This window comes from Micromonospora sp. WMMD987 (assembly GCF_029581435.1).
In the GTDB taxonomy this organism is placed as follows: Bacteria; Actinomycetota; Actinomycetes; order Mycobacteriales; family Micromonosporaceae; genus Micromonospora; species Micromonospora rifamycinica.
This window is the reverse complement of the sequence record NZ_CP120861.1, coordinates 4,113,522-4,137,021: the sequence shown is the minus strand read 5'-3', so window position 1 is coordinate 4,137,021 and position 23,500 is coordinate 4,113,522. Positions and strand designations below refer to the sequence as shown.

Annotated in this window: 17 protein-coding genes and 1 pseudogene; 10 read left to right on the top strand and 8 right to left on the bottom strand. The window is 67.9% G+C overall.

Going from position 1 to position 23,500, the window contains the following annotated elements; translation table 11 throughout:
* Nucleotides 1-381, top strand: coding sequence for a hypothetical protein (locus O7612_RS17445; protein ID WP_282265609.1), 381 nt, complete (start codon nucleotides 1-3; stop codon nucleotides 379-381).
* An 832-nt stretch (nucleotides 382-1,213) separates the two neighbouring features.
* Here O7612_RS17445 and O7612_RS17440 read toward each other — a convergent pair.
* From O7612_RS17440 to O7612_RS17430, 3 genes are read right to left on the bottom strand one after another with little or no spacing between them, the layout of a single operon-like run.
* Complete coding sequence (locus O7612_RS17440) at nucleotides 1,214-2,824, bottom strand: hypothetical protein (RefSeq protein WP_282265607.1); 1,611 nt, start codon at nucleotides 2,822-2,824, stop codon at nucleotides 1,214-1,216.
* Nucleotides 2,821-3,678 (bottom strand): protein phosphatase 2C domain-containing protein, encoded by an 858-nt coding sequence (locus tag O7612_RS17435; protein ID WP_282265605.1) that lies wholly within the window; start codon nucleotides 3,676-3,678, stop codon nucleotides 2,821-2,823. The genes O7612_RS17440 and O7612_RS17435 overlap by 4 nt, the downstream gene beginning before the upstream one ends.
* On the bottom strand, nucleotides 3,675-4,352 hold the full coding sequence (locus tag O7612_RS17430) for a hypothetical protein (RefSeq protein ID WP_282265603.1): 678 nt from the start codon (nucleotides 4,350-4,352) through the stop codon (nucleotides 3,675-3,677). Before O7612_RS17430 ends, O7612_RS17435 begins: the two co-directional genes overlap by 4 nt.
* A 255-nt stretch (nucleotides 4,353-4,607) precedes the next feature.
* Here O7612_RS17430 and O7612_RS17425 point away from each other — a divergent pair, with 255 nt between their 5' ends.
* The gene (locus tag O7612_RS17425) at nucleotides 4,608-5,819 is read left to right on the top strand and encodes a pectate lyase (protein ID WP_282265601.1); all 1,212 of its coding nucleotides are present in this window, start codon (nucleotides 4,608-4,610) and stop codon (nucleotides 5,817-5,819) included.
* Nucleotides 5,820-6,045: 226 nt separating this feature from the next.
* Nucleotides 6,046-6,480, top strand: a complete 435-nt coding sequence (locus O7612_RS17420) for a hypothetical protein (RefSeq protein ID WP_282265599.1) — start codon at nucleotides 6,046-6,048, stop codon at nucleotides 6,478-6,480.
* 122 nt (nucleotides 6,481-6,602) lie between these two features.
* Here O7612_RS17420 and O7612_RS17415 read toward each other — a convergent pair whose 3' ends face one another.
* Nucleotides 6,603-8,297, bottom strand: coding sequence for a LamG-like jellyroll fold domain-containing protein (locus tag O7612_RS17415; RefSeq protein WP_282265597.1), 1,695 nt, complete (start codon nucleotides 8,295-8,297; stop codon nucleotides 6,603-6,605).
* Between O7612_RS17415 and O7612_RS17410 the strand changes: the two genes are divergently transcribed.
* Nucleotides 8,296-8,421: a hypothetical protein gene (locus O7612_RS17410; RefSeq protein WP_282265595.1), complete on the top strand. Its 126-nt coding sequence runs from the start codon at nucleotides 8,296-8,298 to the stop codon at nucleotides 8,419-8,421. The two genes, O7612_RS17415 and O7612_RS17410, sit on opposite strands and share 2 nt — an antisense overlap.
* A 25-nt stretch (nucleotides 8,422-8,446) precedes the next feature.
* On the opposite strand, the gene O7612_RS17405 is transcribed toward O7612_RS17410, so the two are convergent.
* The 3 genes from O7612_RS17405 to O7612_RS17395 form a co-directional block, all read right to left on the bottom strand.
* Nucleotides 8,447-9,052 (bottom strand): IS630 family transposase, encoded by a 606-nt coding sequence (locus tag O7612_RS17405; protein ID WP_282265593.1) that lies wholly within the window; start codon nucleotides 9,050-9,052, stop codon nucleotides 8,447-8,449.
* Nucleotides 9,031-9,498 carry a winged helix-turn-helix domain-containing protein gene (locus O7612_RS17400; protein ID WP_231932599.1) on the bottom strand — a complete coding sequence of 156 codons (468 nt, stop codon included), beginning with the start codon at nucleotides 9,496-9,498 and terminating at the stop codon, nucleotides 9,031-9,033. The genes O7612_RS17405 and O7612_RS17400 overlap by 22 nt, the downstream gene beginning before the upstream one ends.
* A gap of 84 nt (nucleotides 9,499-9,582) precedes the next feature.
* On the bottom strand, nucleotides 9,583-12,195 hold the full coding sequence (locus tag O7612_RS17395; protein ID WP_282265587.1) for a hypothetical protein: 2,613 nt from the start codon (nucleotides 12,193-12,195) through the stop codon (nucleotides 9,583-9,585).
* 673 nt (nucleotides 12,196-12,868) lie between these two features.
* Between O7612_RS17395 and O7612_RS17390 the strand changes: the two genes are divergently transcribed.
* From O7612_RS17390 to O7612_RS17375, 4 genes and pseudogenes are all read left to right on the top strand, one after another.
* Nucleotides 12,869-19,411: an RHS repeat-associated core domain-containing protein gene (locus O7612_RS17390; protein WP_282265585.1), complete on the top strand. Its 6,543-nt coding sequence runs from the start codon at nucleotides 12,869-12,871 to the stop codon at nucleotides 19,409-19,411.
* A gap of 13 nt (nucleotides 19,412-19,424) precedes the next feature.
* A complete protein-coding gene (locus tag O7612_RS17385) occupies nucleotides 19,425-19,727 on the top strand; it encodes a hypothetical protein (protein WP_282265583.1) in 303 nt (100 codons plus the stop codon).
* A 179-nt stretch (nucleotides 19,728-19,906) separates the two neighbouring features.
* The gene (locus O7612_RS17380; protein WP_282265580.1) at nucleotides 19,907-20,077 is read left to right on the top strand and encodes a hypothetical protein; all 171 of its coding nucleotides are present in this window, start codon (nucleotides 19,907-19,909) and stop codon (nucleotides 20,075-20,077) included.
* A 205-nt stretch (nucleotides 20,078-20,282) separates the two neighbouring features.
* Nucleotides 20,283-20,800, top strand: a pseudogene (locus O7612_RS17375) (DUF6194 family protein); the annotation flags it as partial.
* 86 nt (nucleotides 20,801-20,886) lie between these two features.
* Here the strand turns inward: O7612_RS17375 and O7612_RS17370 are convergent.
* On the bottom strand, nucleotides 20,887-21,261 hold the full coding sequence (locus O7612_RS17370; RefSeq protein ID WP_282265579.1) for a helix-turn-helix domain-containing protein: 375 nt from the start codon (nucleotides 21,259-21,261) through the stop codon (nucleotides 20,887-20,889).
* Nucleotides 21,262-21,349: 88 nt separating this feature from the next.
* Between O7612_RS17370 and O7612_RS17365 the strand changes: the two genes are divergently transcribed.
* Together O7612_RS17365 and O7612_RS17360 are read left to right on the top strand one after the other, a co-directional pair.
* Nucleotides 21,350-21,760 carry a RidA family protein gene (locus tag O7612_RS17365; protein ID WP_282265577.1) on the top strand — a complete coding sequence of 137 codons (411 nt, stop codon included), beginning with the start codon at nucleotides 21,350-21,352 and terminating at the stop codon, nucleotides 21,758-21,760.
* Between the two features lie 242 nt (nucleotides 21,761-22,002).
* Nucleotides 22,003-23,454 (top strand): hypothetical protein, encoded by a 1,452-nt coding sequence (locus O7612_RS17360; RefSeq protein WP_282265575.1) that lies wholly within the window; start codon nucleotides 22,003-22,005, stop codon nucleotides 23,452-23,454.
* Nucleotides 23,455-23,500: the final 46 nt, after the last annotated feature.

The following is a 23,500-nucleotide window of genomic DNA, read 5'->3' as shown; positions in this document are numbered from 1 at the left end:
ATGGAGCAACGTCGTCTGCTGGCATCGTTGTGCGCCGCCGTGCCCACCCTGCGCGAACGTGCCGAGGCGGGGCTGTGGACCGATCTGCTCGATGAGCTGCTCGACGACCTGGCTGCCGGTAGGCCGGTGGTGGAGGTCTGCCGGCAGCTCGGTTGGCGGGGCGAGACCGAGCCCGAGACCGAACGCAACATCGGCCCCGGGTCGTCGTTTCCCGACCACGCCGACGGTGCCCAGCTGGAGGGCCTCGCGCCGGTGGTGCTCGACGGCGACTACCGCTGCCCGGGTCACCGCTGTTCACGCCGCGCCCAGCGCGACGACCGGGGTCGGGTGCCGTACTGTGCGTTGGCCGGTACGCCGATGACGTACCGGCCCGAGCCGTGATCGAAGTACTGCTCGGCGAGGTCGGACGACGCCTCAACGACCGCTGGTTGACCCGGGCGCTTGGCCCTGCCCTGCTGTGGTGTGTGGTGGCCGCGTTCGCCGTGCTGCCGGGACGCGGGTCCGTCTTCGACGTACCCGGTGCGGCGCTCGCCCTGGCCGACACCCTCGATCACCTGCGGGGCCGGGCCAGCCTGGCCGTGGTCGTCGGGTCGCTCGTCGTCGCGGCCGCCGCGGTGGCCGCCGTCTGCGCCCAGGCGGCCGGCAGGGTGGTCCGCCACGTCTGGCTGGGCTCCTGGGCCGGCCCGGCGGGCCGGATCGCGACCGCGCTGACCGTTCGCCGTCGGGCCGCCGCCGAGCGTCGACTCACCGGGCGACGCCGGGTGGTGCCGGCGGTGTACCTGCCCGCCCGGCCGACGTGGATCGGCGACCGGATCCGGCTCACCGACGACCGGGTGGCCGCCCAGTACGGCCTCCGCCTCGCCCTGATCTGGCCGCGACTGTGGCAGCTGCTCGACGCGGACGGGCGGACCGACGTCATGCAGGCGCGCGACCGGTTCGACCGGGCCGTCACCTCGGCCGGCTGGGCGGTGCTCTCCCTCGCGCTGACGCCGTGGTGGTGGCCGGCGGTGCCGCTCGGCGTGATCCTCGGTGCCGTCTCCTGGTGGCGGGCCCGGTCGGCGGCGGGCCTGTTCGCCGACGTCGTGGAGGCGACCGTCGACCTACGGCACCGCGGCCTGGTCGTCGCGTTGGGTTTCCCGGTCGAGGACGGTCGTCCGGTGCCGCCGTCCACCGCCGCCGCCGTCAACGACCTGCTGCACAAGGGGGCCAGCGGTCACGGGCAGGACGCCCTGGCCGGTGCGGACAGCGAGCCGACGTGGTACCCGTCGTCGTCCTTGACCAACGACAGTCGGGACCGCCAGCAGCCCGACGACGGGCCGTCACCGACCGGCTCGAACACCACGTTGACCTGAGGGCTGCCGCTGGCCGCGGTGCGGATTCCGATGATCGTCGCGGCGTGGAACGGGCCTTTCCCCGCCAAGGTTGCGACGCGGGCGGTCTGGGTCCTGCTGCGGTCGTCCAGGGACACCGCCTTGTTCCAGAGCGCGCAGAGGAAGCTGTCGACGGCGGAGACGGCGGCCTTCGTCCGGGCGGACGCCGCGTTCAGGCCCCGTCCCACCGTGACGTCGTTGAGCAGGCAGGCCCTGATCAGGGGAAGGCGGCTCGCGAGGTCGGGATAGGTGGGGTATCCCGGTGTCCTTCCGAGCGCGTCGGTGGGCAGGACCAGACCCGGAATCCTCGTCGGTAACCCGGGGTAGTCGAGCGGACGGTCGCTGTTCCACGGGTATCCCGTCGGCAGGTTCTGCCCCGTCCGGGGGTACGTGCCCGACGGGTCGCCGTTGGCGTTGATCAGGCCGACCAGCGGCACGATCGCCGCCACCGCCGCGGCGACGAGCAGCCCCCAGCCCCGACCGGCCGGTCGGGGCCGGGCCACCGCCCCGGGCCGGGGGACGATCCGGCGTACGGGGCTCGGACGGGACGGCTCCTGACGGGGCGGCTCCCGGCCCGCCGGGGGAGTGCCGGGCGGCGTCGGGGGCGTGCGTCGGATGCTGCGGTCCAGGATGTCCAACCACTGCTGCGGAGCCGGCCTGCGGTCCGGGGCGGGATCGAGGCTCCGGCCGGCGAGGAGGACCAGCTGCCGGTCGAGCCGCCGCCGGGCCGCGTCCGGATCGCGGGTCTGCTGGTCACCGGCGAACAGGCGGACCGCGAGCAGCCCGAACTTGAACGCGTCGGTGGCCGGGGTGGCCAGCTCCTCGGCGTCGGCGTCCGGCACGTGCCACTCGGGGGTCTCCGCCTGCGCCAGCACCGAGTCGCCGTCCAGCCGCATCGCGTCGCAGTCGATGAAGTAGCACCGTGGCCGGGCGTCGAGGCTGAACAGCAGGTTGTTCGGTGACAGGTCACCGACGCAGACACCGAGCCGGTGCAGCAGGGTCAGCGCCTCACCGGTGTCCCGCAGCAGTTCCAGGCGCATCCGGTCGTCGATGTGCAGCCCACGGTCCCGCAGGTAGTCGTCGTTGTTGAGCAGGTACTGCACCTGCGCCAGGACGGTGTCCGGCCCCCGGGGCAGCTGGATGCGGACGTGGAACCGCTCGGGCACGCGGGGCATCAGGAACCCCCGGACCACACCCTCCTTGCGGACGACCGCGGTGGGCCAGGCGGCGAGACCGAGCAGCGCGTCGGCGTCCGGTCCGGACCCGGCGGCGAGCCGGACGAAACGGTTCAACGTGGTGACGTCGACGTCGTCGACGAGCCGGGTCGCGTACTCCTTGTAGACCCACCGCGGATCCTCCGCGAGGGCGTAGACCGTGCCCTGACCGCCGGCCCCGATCCGGGTCCGCGGACCGAGGGCGGACAGGCTCACCTCGGGCGGCAGCGGACTGGTCATGGCAGCCCCGGCGGCTCCGGCCAGACGGCCAGCACGGTCCGGTCGTCGTCCCACGACCCGCCGGTGAAGTCGAGCATCCAGGCGAGCCGGGTCATCGTCGGAGGCGTGGCCAGCCCGTCGCCGAACAGCCGCCCGAGGTCACCGGTGCCGTGACCGAGCGGCTCGGCGAAACCATCGGTGGCGAGCACCAACACGTCGCCCGCGGCGATCACCACCTCCACCGGGTCGACGTCGGTGGGCACCCGGGGCAGGGCGGCGACACCATCCGGGAGCAGCTCGTCGCGGGGGTCGGACAGGGTGGTGAACAGCGGCTCCCACCCGCCGTCGCGCAACCGCCAGGCGGCCGAGTCGCCGACCCGGACCAGCTGGGCGACGGCCCGCCCAGGGCCGTCCGGGCGGACCAGGGCCACGACCACGGTACTTGCCAACAGCGTCTCGGCCCGCTGCGGATCGGTCTCACCCCACTGCCGCCCGGCGTACTCCACCAGCGCCCAGCCCGCACAGCGCAGCAGGTCGTGCCAGTCGACCGGGGCGTCGGCGCGCAGCAGATAGTCGACGACCGTCCGGCACACCATGGTGGCGCCCAGGTGGGACAGCGGGGCGTTGGAAACCCCGTCGGCCACCACCGCGATCACCGAACCGGCCACCGTGGCCACCGCGAAGTCATCCTGCCGGGGTACGCCGGACGCCCGGTGACCCGGCCCGCGCACCGAGGCCGCCCGCACCGCGAAACCGTCCGCCGCCCAGCCGTCGATCACGGTGTCCGGCCGGTACGGCTGCGTCTGCGGGGCGCGGGCCGGCACCTCCGGCGGACCCGTCACCCCGATCAGCGGGGGTGCCCAGTCGAAGCTCACACCACGTCCACGGCCATCCGGAAGCTGTCCGGCCGCTCCACCACCAGCTCGGCCGCGTCCCCGCCGACAGCCTGCCCCGACCTGATGACGCTGCGGGTCAGGGCGGTGCAGAACTCGGCGATCGCGAACCCCACCTCCACCCCCGGCGTGGCCACGAACGCGAACTCCGGCCGGGTCGCCACGTGCAGGATCGTCTCGGCCCGCGCCTCGCCGATGCCACACGCGATGATGTTCGGCGCGGTGGGGGTGCGCTCCCGGTCGGTCAGCTCGGCATAGACCGGCTCCCACTCACCCGGGTCGGTCGGCTGCCCGTCGCTGAGGAAGAACACCGCCGGCCGGTGCACCGCGAAGCCCTCCCGCTTGAGAGCCCGCACGTCGGCCGGGATCCGGTCGATCAGCAGCCCGAACGCGGCGCCGTAGGCGGTCCCGGACCGCACCGACAACTGCGGCAGGGCCGTCTCGTTGCGCAGGTCGGACAGCGCGGAATGGACGATCACGTCCTCGGAGAAGCCGATGATCGAAAAGCGGACCTTGGCTGCCGCGAGAGGCTCGCGCAGCAGCGCGTCGTGGAGCGACTGGAGCCCCGCGTTCAACTCGTCCACCACCGGAGTCATGGAGACGGACTCGTCCGCCACCAGATAGACCGGCAGCACCCGCCCAGCAGTCTCCGCCATGCACACCCCCAACCGTCGCCAGTGGACGGCCCCAACGTAACACTGCGTGTCTATGTCAGGACCGCGCTCCGCGGTGTCCCCGCTTGCAGGGTCGTCGGCCGGCCGGGCCGGGAGCGGCGGCGACCCGGGGCAACCCGTACGCCGTGTCGGTCCCGAAAAGCGGGTGTGACCCTTGCCTCACCATCGATCCGTCTCTATCGTTTTCGGAAAGCGCTTTCCCGTCCCAGGGCGCTCCCGTCCGAAAGGTGAAACCAGATGAAACGCAGAGTCGCCTCGCGGTGGCTGGCCGGCGGTGCCACCGTGGTCGCAGGTGCCGTCGTCGCGCTGGCGCTGCAGATCCCCAGCGCCTCGGCCGCCACGAACCTGAGCCTCGGCGCCGGCGCCGACGGCTCCAGCAAGGCCAGCGGTACCAGCTACGGCAACGTCATCGACGGCAACACCGGCACCTACTGGTCGCCGGCCGGCTCGACCGGCACCGTCTCGGTCAAGTGGGGCAGCGCCACCACGGTGTCCTCGGCCGTCATCGTGCAGGCCTCGGGCGGCGGCTCGATCAGCGGCTGGCAGCTCAAGAACAACGACACGAGCGCTGTCCTGGCCAGCGGCAGCAGCGCCCCGGGCACCATCACCTTCTCCGCGACGTCGCTGAAGAAGATCTCCTTCGTCATCACCAGCGCGTCCGGCACCCCGCGGATCGCCGAGTTCGAGACGTACTCCAGCGGCGGATCGAACCCGACCACCGGGCCGACGTCCGGCCCAACCAGCAGTCCGACGTCCGGCCCGACCGGCAACCCGGGCACGCCGACCGGGGCGTGGCCGTCGTCGGCCGGCTCGGTCGGCATCTCCGGCACGGTCAACGTCTCCGGCACCTTCGACGGCGGGATGAAGACCTACTGCTGCATCGGTGACGGTGGACAGGGTGAGTCGCAGGACCCGATGTTCAAGATCGCCAACGGTGGCACGCTGCAGAACGTGATCCTCGGTTCGCCGGCCGGCGACGGCGTGCACTGCGAGGGCACCTGCACCCTGCGTAACGTGTGGTGGAACGACATCGGTGAGGACGCCGCCACCTTCAAGCAGACCAACGGCGGCACCTCGTACGTCATCGGCGGCGGAGCACGCAGCGGCAGCGACAAGACCTTCCAGCACAACGGCAACGGCACGGTCAACATCTCCGGCTTCTACCTGAAGGGGTCCGGCAAGCTGTACCGCGGCTGCGGCAACTGCACCACCTCGTACACCCGCCACGTGCGTATCGACAACGTCCTGGTCGACGACATCGACATGCTCGCCGGCATCAACAGCAACTGGAACGACACCGCGACGATCACCCGTGTGGTCGTGATCGGCTCGGCCACCATCTGCGGCAAGTACAAGGGCGTGCCCAAGGGCAGCGAACCCAGCTACCTCGGTGAGGGCTGGAACGACGCCAACTGCAAGGTCAACAGGAGTGACGTCACCTTCCGGTAGTCACCCCGCAAGAGTTCCTTCCCGCAGGGGCACCCGCCGTCAGGTGGGTGCCCCTGCGGGCTGTAGTAGCCGGGCAGACGGGTCCTGGGGTGCGACCCCGTCCGATACAGGTGTTTCGGCGCTGGCGCTGGCGGTGCACGCGGCCTACCTGGTCGACGAGATGTGGCCCGGGTGAGGTGGTAATTTTCCACCCTCGTTGTTGCAGGTGTCGAGAAAGGACGTTCGGGTGACAGACGACCACTCCGGGGCTGAGTACGCCGCCGATGTGCCGAGGCGGCGACGCCGCTGGGTCAGCCTGGTGGTGGTGTCTCTTGTGCTGCTCGCTCTGGGAGGCGGTGGCGCGGCGGCGTACTGGCAGTTCGCTGACCGGAAGGACGAGGACCCAGGGGTGACCGCGTGTCGATCGGCGGGGTTCGTGATGAGGGTCGAGCAGGGTCAGGTTGCGCCTGCCGATGAGGTGCAGCGGGTGGCGGAGCTGTTTCAGCGTTCCGCTCATGAGGATCTGAAGTCCGCGGGGGTGACTGCGGTGGGCATGGTGCAACGGGTGCAGAGTCGTCGCGGTAGTGAGGAGGTACAGCACTTCGATCGGGTCACCTTGACCCGTGTTGTTCCCGGGCTCATTGCGGCCTGCGAGAATCACCAGGTCACCGTCAAGTCGTAGGGGCCGGGGCTGATCGCTGCGGTCGGACGCTTGTTGCGGCGAGAGACTCGCCTGTGGGTGGAGCCGACCTGGAGCGGTGTGGGCCGGGCCCCCTATCGTCGGCCCGGCCCACACCCATGATCTCACCAGCCGGTGGCGATCTGGGTTCTCGCGCTGAGCAGTCCGTTGGTGGTGCCCGGGTAGAGGTATACGGTGCCGGTGGAGTTGTCCCGGGCGATGACGTCGGGTTTGCCGTCACGGTTGAAATCGGTGAGGCCGAATGAGGTGAAGCTGCCCCAGCCGGTGCCGACCTGGCTGACGTTGTTGGGTGGGAAGTCGTACAGGTTGAGGATGCCGGTGCTGGTCAGTCTGGCGTACACGTCGGGTGTGCTGTCTCCGACGACGTTGGCGATGCCGAACGTGCTGTAGTTGGTGGACCAGCCTGTGCCGAGTTGCACCCGGGTTGCCTGACCCCCCTTCAGGTCACCGGGGTAGTTCCACATCTCGCCGGTCGCGCCTGCGGCGATGATGTCCTGGTAGCCGTCTCTGTTCCAGTCGACGACTCCGAAGGGGCGGTAGCTGCACCAGCCGTTGCCGAGGAACGTGGGCTGGGGGCTGATGTCGTCCGGGGTTCCGAGGAACACCTGGAGGTTGCAGGTGGTGTCGTCGCGGACTATGAGGTCCTGGAAGCCGTCGTGGTTGAAGTCGGCGATCCCGAACGGAGTGAACTGGTCCCAGCCGGTGGAGATGAGGCGGGGATCGGTCAGCTGCGTGCCCTGCTTGCGGTACTTCCAGAGGTTGGCGGCGGTGTCGACGGCATAGGTTTCCGTTTCGGTCGTGCCGGTTCCCGGCGGTGTCCAGGTCGTCGACCCGAACGGTGTGAGCGAGCCGGTCTTGGTGGTATTGCTCGCGCCGGCCTGAGTCGGGGTGAGCGCACGCTTCCATACCTGCAGGTTGCTGATCTTGCCGGCATAGTAGGCGGTCGGAGCGGCTTGGTACTTGTATCTGCCGACCACGAACTTGCCGGTGCCCGGCCAGCTTGGGGTCGCCGTGAAGGCGGTACTGCCCTTGAGTACGCCGTTGACGTAGAGCGAGATGGCTCGGGTTTCCGCGTTGTAGGTGGCGACCAGGTGTGTCCAGACGCCGAGTGCGGTCCCGGCCGGAGTCACCACCTGGGTGTAGGACCAGCCGCTGTCGGCGTTGCCCAGACCGAAGCGCCAGGTGTTGTCGCTCGTGTTGTTCCAGAGGATGAAGCGTGAGGTGTTCGCTCCGTCCTCGGAAACGATGACTCCGCCGGCGGTGGTGGGTTTCACCCAGACGGAGAGACTGAACGACTTGGTGGTGTCGATCAGTGGTTCATTGCGGAACAGCTCCCCCTGGAGGGCGGTGTTCGGTGCGGCGGTCGCCGAGTCCATGTTGAGCATCAGGCTGGGACTGAACATGTCTCCGCTACGGGACACGGCACCCGTGGCGGTGGCGGTCAGAGACTTCCCACCCGAGGAGTCGGTGGCACCGGGGATCGCGCCGTCGGTGCCTTCGTCGAACAGCCAGGTGTGTTGGGAAGTGATCAGTGTCTGGGTCGGCTGCGCTTCGATCGGCGTGGGGTTGGGGCTCGTACGTACCAGCCAGGCGGTGACTGCGGAGCTTGCTCCCGTCGTCCACAGGTCGGGGTTGCCATCGCCGTTGATGTCGGCGGCTCGCAGGACCAGGGCGGTGCCTTTGTTCCAATCGGCGGTGGCCAACGTGCGGCTGACATACGTCAGCTGGGCGGTGTCGAGATCGAAGGTGAGATCGCTCCAGAGGTGCAGGGCGCCGGTGGAGCGGTTCCACAGGAACATGGCGGTGCCGGTCGCGGTCTGGGCGGTGGTGATCGTCCAGTTGTTCCAGTCGGTACCCCCGGTGGGGGTCAGGGCGGTGGTGCGGGTGGCCTGCTGGTACCCGCCCGGTGCTGCCGTGGGGTAGTAGGTGAGATACAGATCTTGAATGGTCAGGTTGTGTCGGGTTCGAGTGTCAGGCCGGTGTGAGCGAGGAAGCCGTCGAGTAGGTCGGTGCGGTACTGGATGCTCTTGAGACGGTTCTTGATGATCGCCTGGAGGTGATCGACGCCAGTGACGGCGAGGTTGCCGATGCTGCGTTTGAGGTGGGACCACACGGCCTCGGTGGGATTCAGGTCCGGGGCGTAAGCGGGTAGTCGGATGACGGTCAGCCAGTCCCGGGCGTCGATCATCTGCCGCATGGCGGCGCTGACGTGGGTGTTGAGGTTGTCCCAGATCAGCACGATCGGGCCGTCGAGTTGTTGGTGGGCGGCGTCGAGGAGGGCGATGTAGTCGCGTTCGCTGAAGCTGCGCCGCTCGTTCTTGCGGCGGCGGTGCACGATCGTGCGGTAGATGAACCGCGACCGCTGGCCGGGCCGGTAGCAGGTCAGGCCGGCGATCGAGACCCGGCCGGAGCCCTTGCCCGACACCGGGACCACGGGTGTGTGCCCGCGTGGTCCCCAGGTGCGGGCCTTCGGTGGGCGCAACGTCTGACCGGCCTCGTCCTCGAAGACCAGCCACGCCTGCCGCTGCGCCGCTACCGTTTTCCCGCCGGCCACGTCTCCCGCCGCCACGTGATGATCGCGGCCTCGTCACGCTCGACCGCACGATGCGCGGGGACCTGCACCGACCAGCCCAGCCGGTACATGATGTTCGCCGTCCCGCGCAACGTGTACCGGGTGTGGAACTTCCGGGCGATCAGGTCCGACACCCGGGCCAGGGTCCACCGCTGATCGACGCCGAACCCGTGCGCCGCCGGCCCCTCGTCCAGGGCGTCAGCCAGCCGCCGCAGCCGCCCCTCGTCCAGCCGACACCGCGACCCGCCAGGCCCTTTCGACGCCAGAGCCTGTTCACCACCGGCCCGCCACCGCTTACGCCACCCGTACACCGCGGTCCGCGACACCCGCAGCCTCCGCGCGATCTCCGGCACCGACACATCCTCGGCGAACCACCCGGCAGCCTGCCGCCGTACCGCCTCACGCTTCGCCCGCCCCCGCGCAGACAACCCACCTCCATCGGGATACCTCATCCCATCGAACTACCCCAACCCAACGTCGCCACACAGGCCACATCGGACGAACCTGACCATTCAAGATCTGTAGTAGCCGCCGGTGGTGTTGCCGCTGGTGCCGATGAGGTCGGGCACGAGTGATCCGGTCTGCCGGCCGTCTCCGGCGTTGGCAACCTGGATCGGGGAGGTGTCGGCCTCATCGGCGAATGCCTCGCGGGGAATGGTGATCTGCTGATCGCCGCCCCGTGACTCGATGATCGAGCCGTCGCCGTTGGCGTGCAGGAGGATGGCGTCGCCGCTCGTGGGACGATAGACCAGCACGTCCTGTAGCCCGGTGTCGAAGAAGTGGCCGGTGAGCACCTGGCTGCCATCGAAGTCGGAAGACGTGCTGTTGGTGGCGACGCCGGTTCCTTGGGTGCCGATGTTGGTGATGTTGGGGTTGACGCTGATGGAGCCGTTGTTCTCTGCGAGCCAGAGGCCTGCTGGCAGGTTGTTGGCCGAGCCCACGGTGATCAGATCGGCCTTGCCGTCGCCGGTCATGTCGGCGTCATTGGCGGTTGCTGCGGGATCGGAGTTGAAGATTCTCACCGCCGTGTCGCCGATGTTGCCTCCGGCCGAGATGCTCGTCACGACGAGCGTGTTGGTGAACCGGGTGGGCTTGAGCGTGATCGAAGTGGTTCCGGTCGACGCGGGGATCACCACGGGCGGTGCGCTGTTGAGTTGATAGCTGTAGCTGCTCGGTGCGGTACCGCCGCTTGGTGGGGTGATGCCGAAGGTGGCGGCTTGGCCGACGATGGTCGGCGCGGCGGAGGTCAGTTGCACCTCGGGCTTGCCGGCGCGGGTGGGGTCAAAGACGAACTTGCAGGTCACTGACCAGTCCCCGGCGACGCCGAAATCGGTGGCCTGCACCCGCCAGGAGAAACTGGTCGCGGTCCCTGTCCCCGGTCCGGTGTAGCCCGAGTAGGTGCGCAAGGTGCTCTGCGGAATCACCAGCACAGCGGTGCTACCCGACGGGTAGGTGAGCGTGCTCGGATTGGAGCTGGCGACGTTGGCAGCGTCACTGGTCCGGGTGACCTTGAAGGTGACGCCAAGAACGCCGCCGTTGCGATCGGACACGGGTGCGTACAGAGATACCGCAGAGTCGCCGACGACGGTGGGGGTGGCTGCGGCGCATGAGGTGGTCGGTGAGGTGCTGAGCCCCGTGGGCGTGTTGGGTTTGTGGTTGTAGAGGATCTCCAACGTGGGGCTGGTGTCCAGGAACTCCTTCCAACTCTGGGTGTCGCTCGCCTCGTTGTACGCCTTGAGCCACAGCGTGCGGGTGCTCCTCTTCGCCGTGACGTCACTCGCGATCTGACCGGTGATGTCGAACGAGACCCCGCTTGCGGCGCATCCGCTGTATCCGTAGGCGAAGCTCTTGTTGGCGGCCAGCGGGCCGGCGCTCTGGGACTCCCAGAAGTCCCATTTCGCGTTGCCGGAGCTGAGGACCGTGGAGGGAGCGTGGACGTCCACGCGTTTCGCGGTACAACTCCACGACAGGGTGTTGGTGATCTTGAAGAGTGCGGAGTTGATGGTGGCGCCGGTCAGAGTGCTGTAGGGCACGGAGAAGTTGATGAGCGTGTTGGAACGCTGCACTCCGGAATTGCCCACCTGCATCCGCTTGTACGGGTCGGGCGTGTCCTTCCAGTAGTTGGTCGACTGGTGCTGAGCCGAGATGGTGGCCCAGCCCCCCTTGCTCGATCCGGTCGGCGTCCAGGTGAAAGTGGGGTCGATGTAGACCGGGTAGACCGTCTTCGGACTGGCCAGCAGCGCACGGTCTGGAGTGAGAACGAGTTTCCCCGGCTTAACCTTCACCCGGATGGGAGCGATGCGGGCACTCCGGCCCGGAGTTGCCGGGGACGAGGTCGTGGTGCGGCGATCGGCGGACGGACCGGCTGCATCCGCCACGGTGGAGTCCCACATCACCGGTGCGGCGGCGGTGATGACCGCACTGCCGGACCGGTCTCGACCGGCGATGTTGCCGGCGGCGTCGGCGCTGAGAGTGAATCCGGTGCTCTCGGTGCTGAGGGTCAGGTCGGCGAGCCGTGAGTTGGTGGCCGCTTCCGGGGTGTGGACCACGAAGACGTGTGAGAAGGACCCCTCCGCGTTGACCGTGACGGTCAGGTCTACGTCGGGGAGCACCTGTCGATAGGTGGCCGTAGCGCCGGACAGCGTCGGCGGTGGCAGGGTTGCAGGCGCGCCGAGCGTGAGGGCGCGGTCGCCGGAGACCATCGCGGCCAAGGTCTGGTTTCCTCCAGGCGAGAGGCGCACCTCGTTCGTGGTGACCGCTGCGGTGATACTGCCATCGTCGTGTCGGACGAGGTCCGGGTTCAACGACTTCCACTGCCCGTCGATCCGGGTACGGGTCGGCTTCACATGCTCGGTGAGTTGGATCTGCCCGTCGGGGCGGGCCGTCACCACGGTCGTCGAGGTTCCGGCGGCGGTTGCCTCGACGGGTGAGCCGGTGCGTTGTGCCTCAACGATCGCCTGAGCGACACCGATAGCTGCGGGAACAGCCTGGTCAGGGGTTGCTTTCCTGGATGGCGAGCCGACCGCCGGGCTGCACCAGGCCGCGAACGACGCAGTGAGCAGGCAGGTTGCCACTGTGGACGCGAGCAGGCGCGGCCTTCGTGCGGGGCTGTTTCCGGGCGTCAAGACATTACTCCCCGTGTGTCAGGGGACACGCTGCTGCATGTCCGGTGGCGGGCACAGTGAACCAGCCCGACTGCTTCGGGGAAACGTCTTCCCTCGCCGTGCTGTCCCTTTCGACCTTTCTTCGACAGGTCTGGATGAGTGGTGGGGATCTTTCGTTATGTCTCCGTTACCTCTCGGGGCCGCGCGGCGTGAAACATTGATCCCGCCGCATGGTGGTCGATCCGACACCCTGCGTGTCTTTTTGTCGGTCGTCGCGCAGGGTGGGTTGGCAATGGTGAGACACGGGGGATCGCGGTTGCTCACGCGCCGCAGCAGGATCGTCGCGTTTTTTGTGGGGGCGGTGCTCGGTGCCGGAACGCTGGTGGGAACGCCTGACGACGCGACGGCCGCCGCTGCCGCAGCTCGTCCTCCCGTCCCGTCGCCTGGCCGGTCCGTCACGGGAGTCAAACCTCTGACCTCGAAATTCGTAGTCCCCCGGGACGCCGCGAAAGCCAACTCCCGACCGACGCGGACCACCTGGCCGAAGGCCGCCGCTGTCGAGGTCGAGGTGGCGCCAGCCGGTGCACGCGGTGGTGCGTCCGGTAAGGCGAGGGCTACCGGAACCCCGATCTGGGTGCAACCCGCCCCGCAGCGTGAGCATCCGTACGCTGGGCCTCCTCGCCTCGGCCTACGCGTGCTCGACCGGGCCGCCACCGAGGCTGCGGGTGTCAACGGGGTGCTACTGACCGTCTCCACGCCGAATGCGACCAGCTCCGGAGTCATACGCGTCGGTGTCGACTACGCCGACTTCGCCGAGGCGTACGGCGGTAACTACGGCTCCAGGCTCAAGCTGGTCAAGCTTCCCGCCTGCGTGCTTACCTCCCCGCAACAGGCGGACTGCCGTTCCGTCCAGCCGCTGCTGTCACGCAACGACGCAAAGACCAGAACGGTCTCGGCAGAGATCACGGTGGGCGGTGTCGACCGTCAGACGAGCGTTGCCGCCCCCGCCACGACCGTGCTCGCTGCGCTTGCCGGCGCGGGTGAGGAAGGTGGGGAGGGTGGCACCTACGCGGCGACGGATCTGAAGCCGTCCGGTTCCTGGAACGCAGGTGGCAGCACCGGCTCGTTCAGCTACTCGTACCCGTTGACGGTGCCACCGACACGGTCGAAGCTGGCACCGCAGCTGGCGCTGTCCTACGACTCCAGCGCGGTGGACGGACAGACGGTCGCCACCAGTGCGCAGGCCTCCTGGGTGGGTGACGGTTGGTCGACGCCGCGCAGCTATGTGGAGCAGACCTTCGTCTCCTGCCAGGATGACCCGGGCGGCACTCCGTCGCCGAAGAAGACGTATGACCGCTGCTACACCGGACCGATCCTTACCCTGTCACTCAACGGCTCGTCTACGTCGATGATCTGGGACTCCGGGAAGCAGACCTGGAAACTCCAGAACGACAACGGGTCGGTCATCAAGCAGGTGACCGACTTCGAATCCGGCAGCGGCACCTACAACCACGACTACTGGCGGGTGACGGAACCGGACGGCACCGTCTACGAGTTCGGCCGCAACCGGCTGCCGGGATGGTCCACCAACAAGCCGGAAACCAAGTCGGTGGACCACACTCCGGTGTACTCGCCGCACGCTGACGGTCCCTGCTACAAGTCGACTGGCTTCTCGTCGTCGGTGTGCACCATGGCCTATCGGTGGAACCTCGACTACGTCAAGGACGTCCGCGGCAACGCCATGGCCTACTACTACAACCAGGCGGCCAACTACTACGGCCGCAACGAGGGCGTCACGGACGTCTCCTACATCCGGGACAGTTGGCTGGCACGCATCGACTACGGCTTCACCGACGGCAACGCCTACGGCACCGTCCCGAACCGGGTCGTCTTCAACACCGGCGGCAGGTGCCTCTCGGGCACCTGCAATCCGTTGAACGAGAGCACCAAGGCCAACTGGCAGGACGTCCCGTTCGACCTGATCTGCAACGAGGGCACCGACTGCAAGTCCTGGAGCCCCTCGTTCTTCTCCACCGTCCGACTCACCTCCGTCGAGACGCAGCAGTACGACACGGCAGCCGCGACCTACCAGCCGGTGGACTCGTACGCCCTGACCCACGCCATGCCGCTGACCCTCGACGGTACGGCCCCCACGCTGTGGCTGAGTTCCATCACCCGCACCGGTCACGACACCACCTCGGGTGGCTCGACCGCACCGATCACGCTGCCTTCCGTGTCGTTCACCGGAGTGAAACTGCCGAACCGGGTCGACACCGCGGGCGGCCTTCCCTCCTTCTTCCGGCAACGCCTCGAGACGGTGACCACCGAGACCGGCTCCGTCATCACCGTCAGCTACGAACTGCCAGAGCCCTGCACGGCCCCGGTCAGTGTCAGCCCTTCGACGAACACCAAGTCCTGTTACCCGGTCTACTGGACCCCTGACGGCTACTCCGATCCCACTCCCGACTGGTTCCACAAGTACGCTGTCACCAGGGTCACCGCCACCGACCCGACGGGCGGAGCACCGGCGACCGCAACCAGCTACACGTACGTCGGAGGTGCCGCCTGGCACTACGACGACAACGAGGTCGTTAAGTCGAAGTACCGCACCTACGGCCAGTTCCGCGGCTACGGCAAGGTCGAGACCCGCAACGGCGACGCCACCAACGACCCGCGCACCCTCACGACCACCAGCTACTACCGCGGCATGTCCCGGAACAACAACACCACCGTCGTCAACGTCACCGACTCCGCAGGTGGCCCCCACGAGGACATCGACCAGCTGGCCGGCCGGGAGCTGGAAGCCACGACATACCGGGGTGACGGAGGACCCGTCGAAACCTCGACGGTCACCTCGTACTGGGTCTCCGGGGCCAGCGCCACGCGGAGCAGGACCGGGCTGCCCGACCTGACGGCGAACAAGATGGGACCGGTCCAGACCTGGACCCGGCAGGCCATGACCAGCACCGGCACGACCACCTGGCGCTACAGCCAGACCGACAACACCTACGACACGTCGGCCAGCTCGCCCACCTTCGGCATGCTGAAGTACTCCTACGACCACACGGTGCCGGTCAACGCCGCCTACGACCAGTGCACCACCACCACGTACGCACCGGCCAACACCAGCCTGAACATCGTCGGGCTGATCAGCCAGGTCGAGACGGTCGCCGTGGCCTGCGGCGGCTTCACCCCAGGCTCGCCGGCGTCGGTGCCCGGCAGCATCAACACCCTGACCGCACCGGCCACCGTCAACCGGCCCGCCCAGGTCGTCTCCCACGTGCGTACCTACTACGACGATCCGACCTTCGCCACGACGTTTCCCCAGGCCGCCGCTCCGACCAAGGGCAACGTGACCATGGTCCGTAAGGCCTCCGACTACGTCGGCGGTGCCTACGTCTACCAGACCACCGACCGCGCGGAGTTCGACGCATACGGCAGAACCACCGCGATGTACGACGGGAACGGCAACAAGTCCACCACCATGTACACGGACAACGCCGTCGGCCTCACCACCGGCGTGACCACCAAGAACGCCAAGGACCACGTCTCGTCGACGACGGTCACCCCGATGCGCAACCTGACCACGGTCTCGACCGACGCCAACCTCGTGTCGACCCGTCGACAGTACGACGCCCTCGGCCGGGTCAAAGCCGTGTGGGTGGCCGGACGTGCGACCAGTAACCCACCCCATCACCGCTACACCTACACCGTCCAGAAGACCGGACCCACCGCCACCACCACCGAGACACTCAACAACGCCGGCGGTTACGCCACCTCGACGACCATCTACGACGCACAGATGAGGGTGCGCCAGACCCAGAGCACCAGCCCGGCCGGCGGTCGCATGATCGCTGACACCTTCTACGACACCCGGGGCTGGGTACGCGCCACGTACGACGGCTGGTGGGACGAGGCCAACAACCCCGCAACCACGCCCGTGTCGGCGACCAATCTCGGCAAGACGGTCTACCACCAGACCTTCAACACCTATGACGGAGCAGGTCGGGCGATCCTGGTCCAGAACGCCCGGGACAACCAGGTCGTCTCTGCAACCCGAACCATCTACAACGGCGACCGCACCACAGTCATCCCCCCTGCGGGAGGCACCACCACCTCGACCGTGACCGACCCGACGGGCCGCACCGACAAGGTTCTCCAGTACACGACGACCCCGATCCTGGTCACCCCGTCGAACTCCTTCACCGGGACGTACTACCTCACCGGCGGCACCACCACCGCCACCAGCTACGGCTATGACGCACGCGGCAACCAGGCCAGCCTCACCAACGCCGCCGGGACCACCTGGAGCAGCCGGTACGACCTGCTCGCCCAGGTGATCGAGAAGACCGACCCGGACGCCGGCACCAGCACCATGAAGTACGACGGCGCCGGCAACCTCACCCAGACCACGGATGCTCGCACCAAGACCGTCTCGTTCACCTACGACTCGGTCAACCGCAAGACCGGCACCTTCGCCGCACCCCTGTCCGGTCAGTCGTCGTCGAACAGACTCGCCTCCTGGGAGTACGACAACGACAACGGCGCAGTCGCCAACATGACCAACCCGATAGGCAAGCTGACCACGGTCACGGCCCACCGCAACAACGCCGCCTACATCACCCAGTACAACGGCTTCAACGCCTTCGGCGCGTCCACCGGCGAGACCATCACCATTCCCGCGGTCGAAGGGCTGCTCGGCAACACGTACACCTTCGGTCATGGCTATCTCGGGGTGACCGGGCAGCCGTACAGCAACGGCTTCCCGGCCAAGGGCGGACTCCCCTCCGAGACCGTCACCTACGCCTACACCGGTGCCCTGGAACTGCCGACCACGGCCGGTAGTCTGCTCGCCACCTACGCGAACGCCACCTATTACGACGCCTGGGGTCGGGTGACCGGCGGCCGGATCAACGCGAGCAGCAGCCAGGCCACCGTCATCAACACCTATGACGACCACAACAGCCGGCTGAAGACCCAGAAGATCACCAAAACCACCACCACTACCAAGGACGTCGCACAGAAGGAATACGAGTACGACCTGTTCGGCAACATCACCAAGCAGGTCGACACCCGCTACGAGCCGGCTACCACAGCAGAGACCCAGTGCTACCGGTACGACGCGCTTCGCCAGCTCACCTCCGCCTGGACCGCCACCGACAATTGCGCCCTCGCGCCGAGCGGCAGCAACCGCGGCATGGTCGGCAGCGGCATCAGCCCCGCCAGCGCCTACTGGACCGAGTGGACGGTAGACACCCTCGGTAACCGTCAGAACCAGAAGCAGTACTCGCTCACTGGTGGCACGGACATCACCACCACCTATGCCTATGACGGCAACAGCAAGGGGCAGCCGCACACCCTGACCAGTACGGCAACCAGCGGCGGCCTGACCGGTGCCACCTCGTACACGTACGACAAGTCCGGCAACATGGCCACCCGCAGCGCGGGTCAGGGCAACCAGACCCTGAGCTGGGACGACACCGGCGAGCTCACGGCCGTCACCGGCGGCACGGACGGCGACAGTTCCTTCCTGTACGACGCCGACGGCAACCTGCTCATCCAGAAGGACCCCGGAACCAGCACCCTCTATCTCCCCGGGCAGCAGATCACCCTCAACACCGGCACCCAGACCCTGAGCGGCGTGCGGTACCACCCACTCCCCAGCGGTGCGACCGCGATCCGCACCGGAACCGGCACCAGCTACGGCTACACCATCCCCGACCACCAGGGCACTCCGAGCCTCTACCTCAACAACACCGCCCAGGTCCCTACCTGGCGCCAGTACACCCCGTACGGCGACCCCCGCGGCGCCACCATCACCACCCCGGACAACCGGGGCTTCCTCAACCAGCCCCGCAACACCAACACCGGGTTGACGCAGGTCGGCGCCCGCAACTACGACCCCACCCTCGGCCGCTTCATCTCCCTCGACCCACTGCAGGACCTCGCCGACCCGCAGCAGTGGAACGGCTACGCGTACGCCAACAACTCACCCGTCACCACCAGCGACCCGAGTGGACTGATCCCGGCGGACTGCCGCGAATTCGACTGCTACGGCTACAGCCCCACCAAGGGATGCCCAGGCGGCTGCGGCACCCCGGAGAACGAGCGTTGGGGAAAGCGCAACGGCCGCAAGGGCACCGCCCCTACCCGACGAAATGACCCTCGCATTCTCGGCCACGTGATCCGAGTCCCTGTCACGGTGCCATTGGAAGAATTCACCCGCCGCTGGAACGAGCAGCGCGGCGAGAAGTTCAGCCAAGGCGTATCAAGCTTCGAACTCGTGCTCTCAGATGAGCGTGAACTCGCGATGAGCATCTGTTACGACATGGGTAACCCTGGCGGTTGTGGGAAGTGGGTAAAGGAACTCTGGGGCAGTCATTTCGACTTTATGGCAGCCACCCTTCCGATGGACGATTTGATGCCGATGCTCGGCCTTGCCGGGAAACTGGGACGCGGTCAAACTGGCGCTGGACCGAGCGGTGGATCTGGCGGCTGTATGAGCTTCAGCGGAGATACCAAAGTACTGATGGCTGATGGCAGCGCCAAACGCTTGGACGAGGTGCAGCCAGGTGACGAAGTGCTCGCTGCGGACCCAGAGTCCGGCATTCAAGGCCCGCGGCGTGTAGAGCACGTATGGATTCATCCAGACGAACTGATCGACCTAGAGGTCGGGGGAGCGCGCCTCACCACCACCGAGGACCACCCCTTCTGGAACCACACCGACCGCCAGTGGCAGCGGGCCGACCAACTCGGCCCCGGTAATCTCGTCCTCAGCCCCAACGGACTCCACCCCGTCGGTGGCATCCTGCCCTCCTCAACCCAAACAACCCTTGCCTACAACCTCACCGTAAACTCCATCCATACGTACTTTGTTTTCGTCGGAAAAGTGCCGTTGCTCGTGCACAATTCGGGACCAATCCCGTGTGTCTCCGCAACCATCAGTCGCCAAAAGCAGGGGCGGCATGTTCAGGGAGATCCCTTACATGCCAACACTGGTAAGAGCTACTTTAGTAGCCACGCGGACGCCCAACGTGTGCTGGATGCTTACCACAGTGGCGACGCGACGGTGCTGAGGCATATGAGCAACGGAAATATTGTTGTTCGCTACGATAGTGTGACAGGCTATAACAACAATCCAGGAGCTGGCTTTCTTGATCAACCTACGAATGTATTTATGATCAAGGGGACGAAGAGTCCCAGTGTTGTTCCGATTAATCCGAACTGGACGCCCTAGAAAGGATGGGAAGTTGGAAATATCTCTCGAGCGTGAGAATAGGTTGGTCATTGACGTCGTCCAAGCGGCGCTCGGCCTTATCTCGCCAGAAATGCAAGCTATCTCATTTGATGTCAAGTCCGAACGTATAAACCTATACATTGCCGTGCGCGAACGTAGTCAACGTGTGGATGAGGATGTCGAAGATTTAGTGTTTGAGTTGGAGGCTCTCCAGGATGGTCCGGTTACCATCGAACCGTACATCTTTGTGGGCTCACCGGGTGCTGAATGGCCGGGAGGCTCGGGACGTCGCGTCTATCTGGCGAAAGGAGCCTAAAGTGCATGGGGCGGGTCTGCTGCACCGGTAGGGAGCATCTGAGAGGCGTTTTGCATGTATGTCAGTCGGGCGCGTTAAGGATGCGGCGTTGTTGGCGGGTGGCGGGTCCGCCTCGGGTGAGGCGGGCGAGCGTGCCGGCGATGGTGGCCCATCGGATCGTGGCCTCCGAGGTGGGTCGCGTGACGCCCATGCACTGCGGCGACGGCGGCATCGAATCGACGAACGCCCATACGGCATCGGTCGCGTCAGACGGGTGCCACCGCACTCGATCCATATCCCTCGCCGGCGAGACGGTGCTGAAGTCCGGCAGTCTGCATCCGATCCTGGCCCGCCTGGAGCGGGCCGGGTAGGTGGAGAGCTACTGGAAGGACCCAGCCGGGCACGAGGACGCCGGTCGGCCCCACCGCCGCTACTGCCGATTCACTCCGACGAAGCCCCGACCGCGCACCTCGCGCTTGCCGAAGCCGCCCGATCCCGTGCCTCGTGCCCCCGCGCGGGGTCGGCTGCACCCGCAGCCCGGCTGCTGATCAGGACGGACACCAACCGCACTCCCCGCTCGACACCACCACGATCGAGACCTGCGACGCGATCCTGCACGTCGGCTCCGCGCCCGGCACGGCAGACGCGGCCCGGATCGCCGGCCTCCCCGGGGTGACCGAGACCCGGATTCCGTCGGGCTCCGACCTGCCGCCCCACACCTGGGGGACCGGTTCTTCTTCACCGGAGAGGACCGGAGGCGACCGTTCGCCACGATTGTCCTGCACGACGTCCCGGACTTCGACGAGCTGTCCCGTCTGTCCGGGCACGGCCGGTACCGGCTCAACGTCGAGGTGGGGCGGGCCGAGTTCCGGAACCTGTTCGGCTACGGCCCGGAGGAGTTCGCCGCGCACCGCGACACGCTCGACTTCGCCGGGACGGACCGACTGATGCCACACCCGGTCTACGCCGTGCAGGGCTGGGTGAGCGTGGCCAACCCCGGCCCGGCGACCGCCGACGAGGTGAGGCGGTTGGTGGCCCGTGCCCGCAGCGCCGACCGCGAGCACCGCGACAGCCGGCGGGCCGCGTCGGTGTGACGTCGGGCGGGGTTCGCGCTGGCGCCCGGCACCGCGAGGTGCGGGCGAGGGTGGGGTAGGGGAGGGGCGGCGGGACCTCGGTGACCTCACCCGGCCTCGTCGTACGACCGGCGGGCGGCCTCGATGGCGGGCAGGTGCCGACCTGCCCAGTCGAGGAGCACGTCGACCGGGTGCCGGAGGGTCTTGCCCAGCGTGGTGATGCGGTACTCGACGGCGACCGGTCGTGAGGAGAGGACGTGCCGGGCGACGATGCCGTTGCGTTCGAGTCGGCGCAGGGTGGCGCTCAGCGACTTCTGCGACACGGTGGGGATGGCATGGCGCAGCTCGTTGAACCGGGACGGGCGTTCGCAGAGCTGGTTCAGCACCTCCAGGGACCACTTGTCGAGGACCTGGTCCAGGAGTTCCCGGTGCGGTGGGGTGATCTGGAGGCGTTCTGCCGCGAGGGGGTCGGTATCTGCCATGACACCTAGTCTCGTTGAAGTTTCCTCCAGGCACCAGGTATCCATGAGCTACTGAAAAAGGTGTGAGCCACCACGAGGAAGGAAACCGATGGGTGTCCAGTTCTTCTCCCCGCAGGGCATGACGCAGCCCGTCCCCTATCACCACGTCGCGGTCGCGTCGGGGTCGCGCCACGTCTACGTCGCCGGCCAGATCAGCCGGGACGAGGCAGGCCGACCCGTCGCGGGAGGTGACCTGCGGGGTCAGGTCGCCCAGGCGCTGCGCAACACCGGGCGCGGCCTCGGCGGCGCCGGCGCGAGCTTCGCCGACGTCGTCCGCCTGACGTTCTACGTGACCAACTGGTCGCCGGAGCGGATCGGCGACTTCCTGGCCGGCGTCGAGGACGTCGCCGGCGAACTCGGCCTGCCGCAGCCGCTGCCTCCGTCGTCGCTCATCGGCGTCGACTACCTGTTCGAGCCCGACGTACTGGTCGAGGTCGAGGCGACGGCGATCCTGGACTGATCGCCCGTCCCGCAACCGTCGCACCGGCTATATTCCTGGAATCGGCTGGCGGAAGATTGGCTCGAGACGAGGAAAACCCATTTTTCGCTCATTCTGATTCCACTATTTCTGATGATTCTTCGGCTTCCGGTAGGGGCGCGGACGCCCTTGCCGGACACGCCACCTCCGGGCGGATCGACGCGGTCCGTTCCGGCGCTGCCGGCCAGCCACGAGCCCACCGCCGTCCCCCGCTGGGAGGTCAGATGGTCAGCCAACTCCGTGGACGGTCGTCGCGTCCGCCGATCGCGGTGCCGGGCCGGTCCCTCCGACCGGTCCGGGCCGCCGCCGTGGTGGTGCTGGCCATGGCTCCGGCGGTCGGTGGCGCCTCCGTCGGACACGCGAACGGCCCGCCACCCGACCGCACCGTCATCTCCGCGTCGGCGCGGCCCGTCCCGTCGCGGGCGGCTGCGGGTGAACTCGGCTCGGTGACGGCTGTCGCCGCCGGATACTGGCACAGTCTCGCCCTGCGCTCGGACGGCACCGTCGTCGCCTGGGGCGCGAACGTCGGGGGCGTCCTCGGGGACGGCACCACCGTCAGCCGTTCCACTCCGGTACGGGTGTGCGCCGTCGGCCAGACCGCACCGTGCACCCGGTTCCTCACCGACGTGGTCGCCGTCCGGGCCGGCGACTTCCACAGCCTGGCCTTGCTCCGGGACCGTACCGTCGTCTCCTGGGGATTGAACACCGAGAGCCAACTCGGTGACGGCACCACCATCAACCGTACCGTCCCGGTCCGGGTGTGCGCGGTGGGGCAGACGGCTCCCTGTAGCCAGTTCCTGCACGGGATCCGGTCCATCTCGGCCGGGACGTTCCACAATCTGGCGGCGACGGACACGGGGCTGGCCCTGGCCTGGGGCTCGAACTATGTGGGTCGCCTCGGTGACGGCACCGGCATCTACCGTCCCGTTCCGGTCCAGGTCTGTGCGGTGGGCGAGAGCGCCCGCTGCACGAGGTTCCTGAGCGGGGTCAGATCCGTCGCGGCCGGTGCCGCGCACAGCCTGGCGGTGGTGGACAACGCGTCGGCTGTCGCCTGGGGCTGGAACGGCCAGGGGCAGCTCGGCGACGGCAGCACCCTCAACCGTGCCGTCCCGGTGCGGGTGTGCGCGCTGGGGCAGACGGCACCCTGCCAGCGGTTCCTCACCGCGGTGAACACCGTGGCCGCCGGCTTCCACAGCATGGCGCTGCGCGGCGACGGTAGCCCGGCCGTCTGGGGCATGAACACCGACGGGCAGCTCGGCGACGGCACCACCGTCGACCGGACGACACCGGTGCGGGTGTGCGCCCCGGGGGAGACCGCGCCCTGCACCCGGTTCCTCTTCGGTGTCCGGCAGATCGCGGCCGGCGAGTCGCACAGCATGGCGCAGTTGAGTAGCGGTGGCGTGCTCACCTGGGGCGACAACCGTGCGGGCGGGCTCGGCGACGGCACCTTCGTCAGCCGCTCCACCCCGGTGCGGGTCTGCGCGGTGGGCCAGACCGCTCCGTGCACGCGGTATCTCGTCCTGATCAGAGCCGTCTCCGCCGGGGTGTGGTACAGCCTCGCTCTGCAACCCGACTACACCGTGGCTGCCTGGGGCCACAACGACTTCTTCCAGCTCGGCGACGGTACCCATCTCACGCATCCCGTCCCCGTGCAGGTCCTCGCACCCCGCACGTAGCGCCGTGGGGAAGCCCTCCGGGTGGGTGCCCGAGGGCACGGCCCGC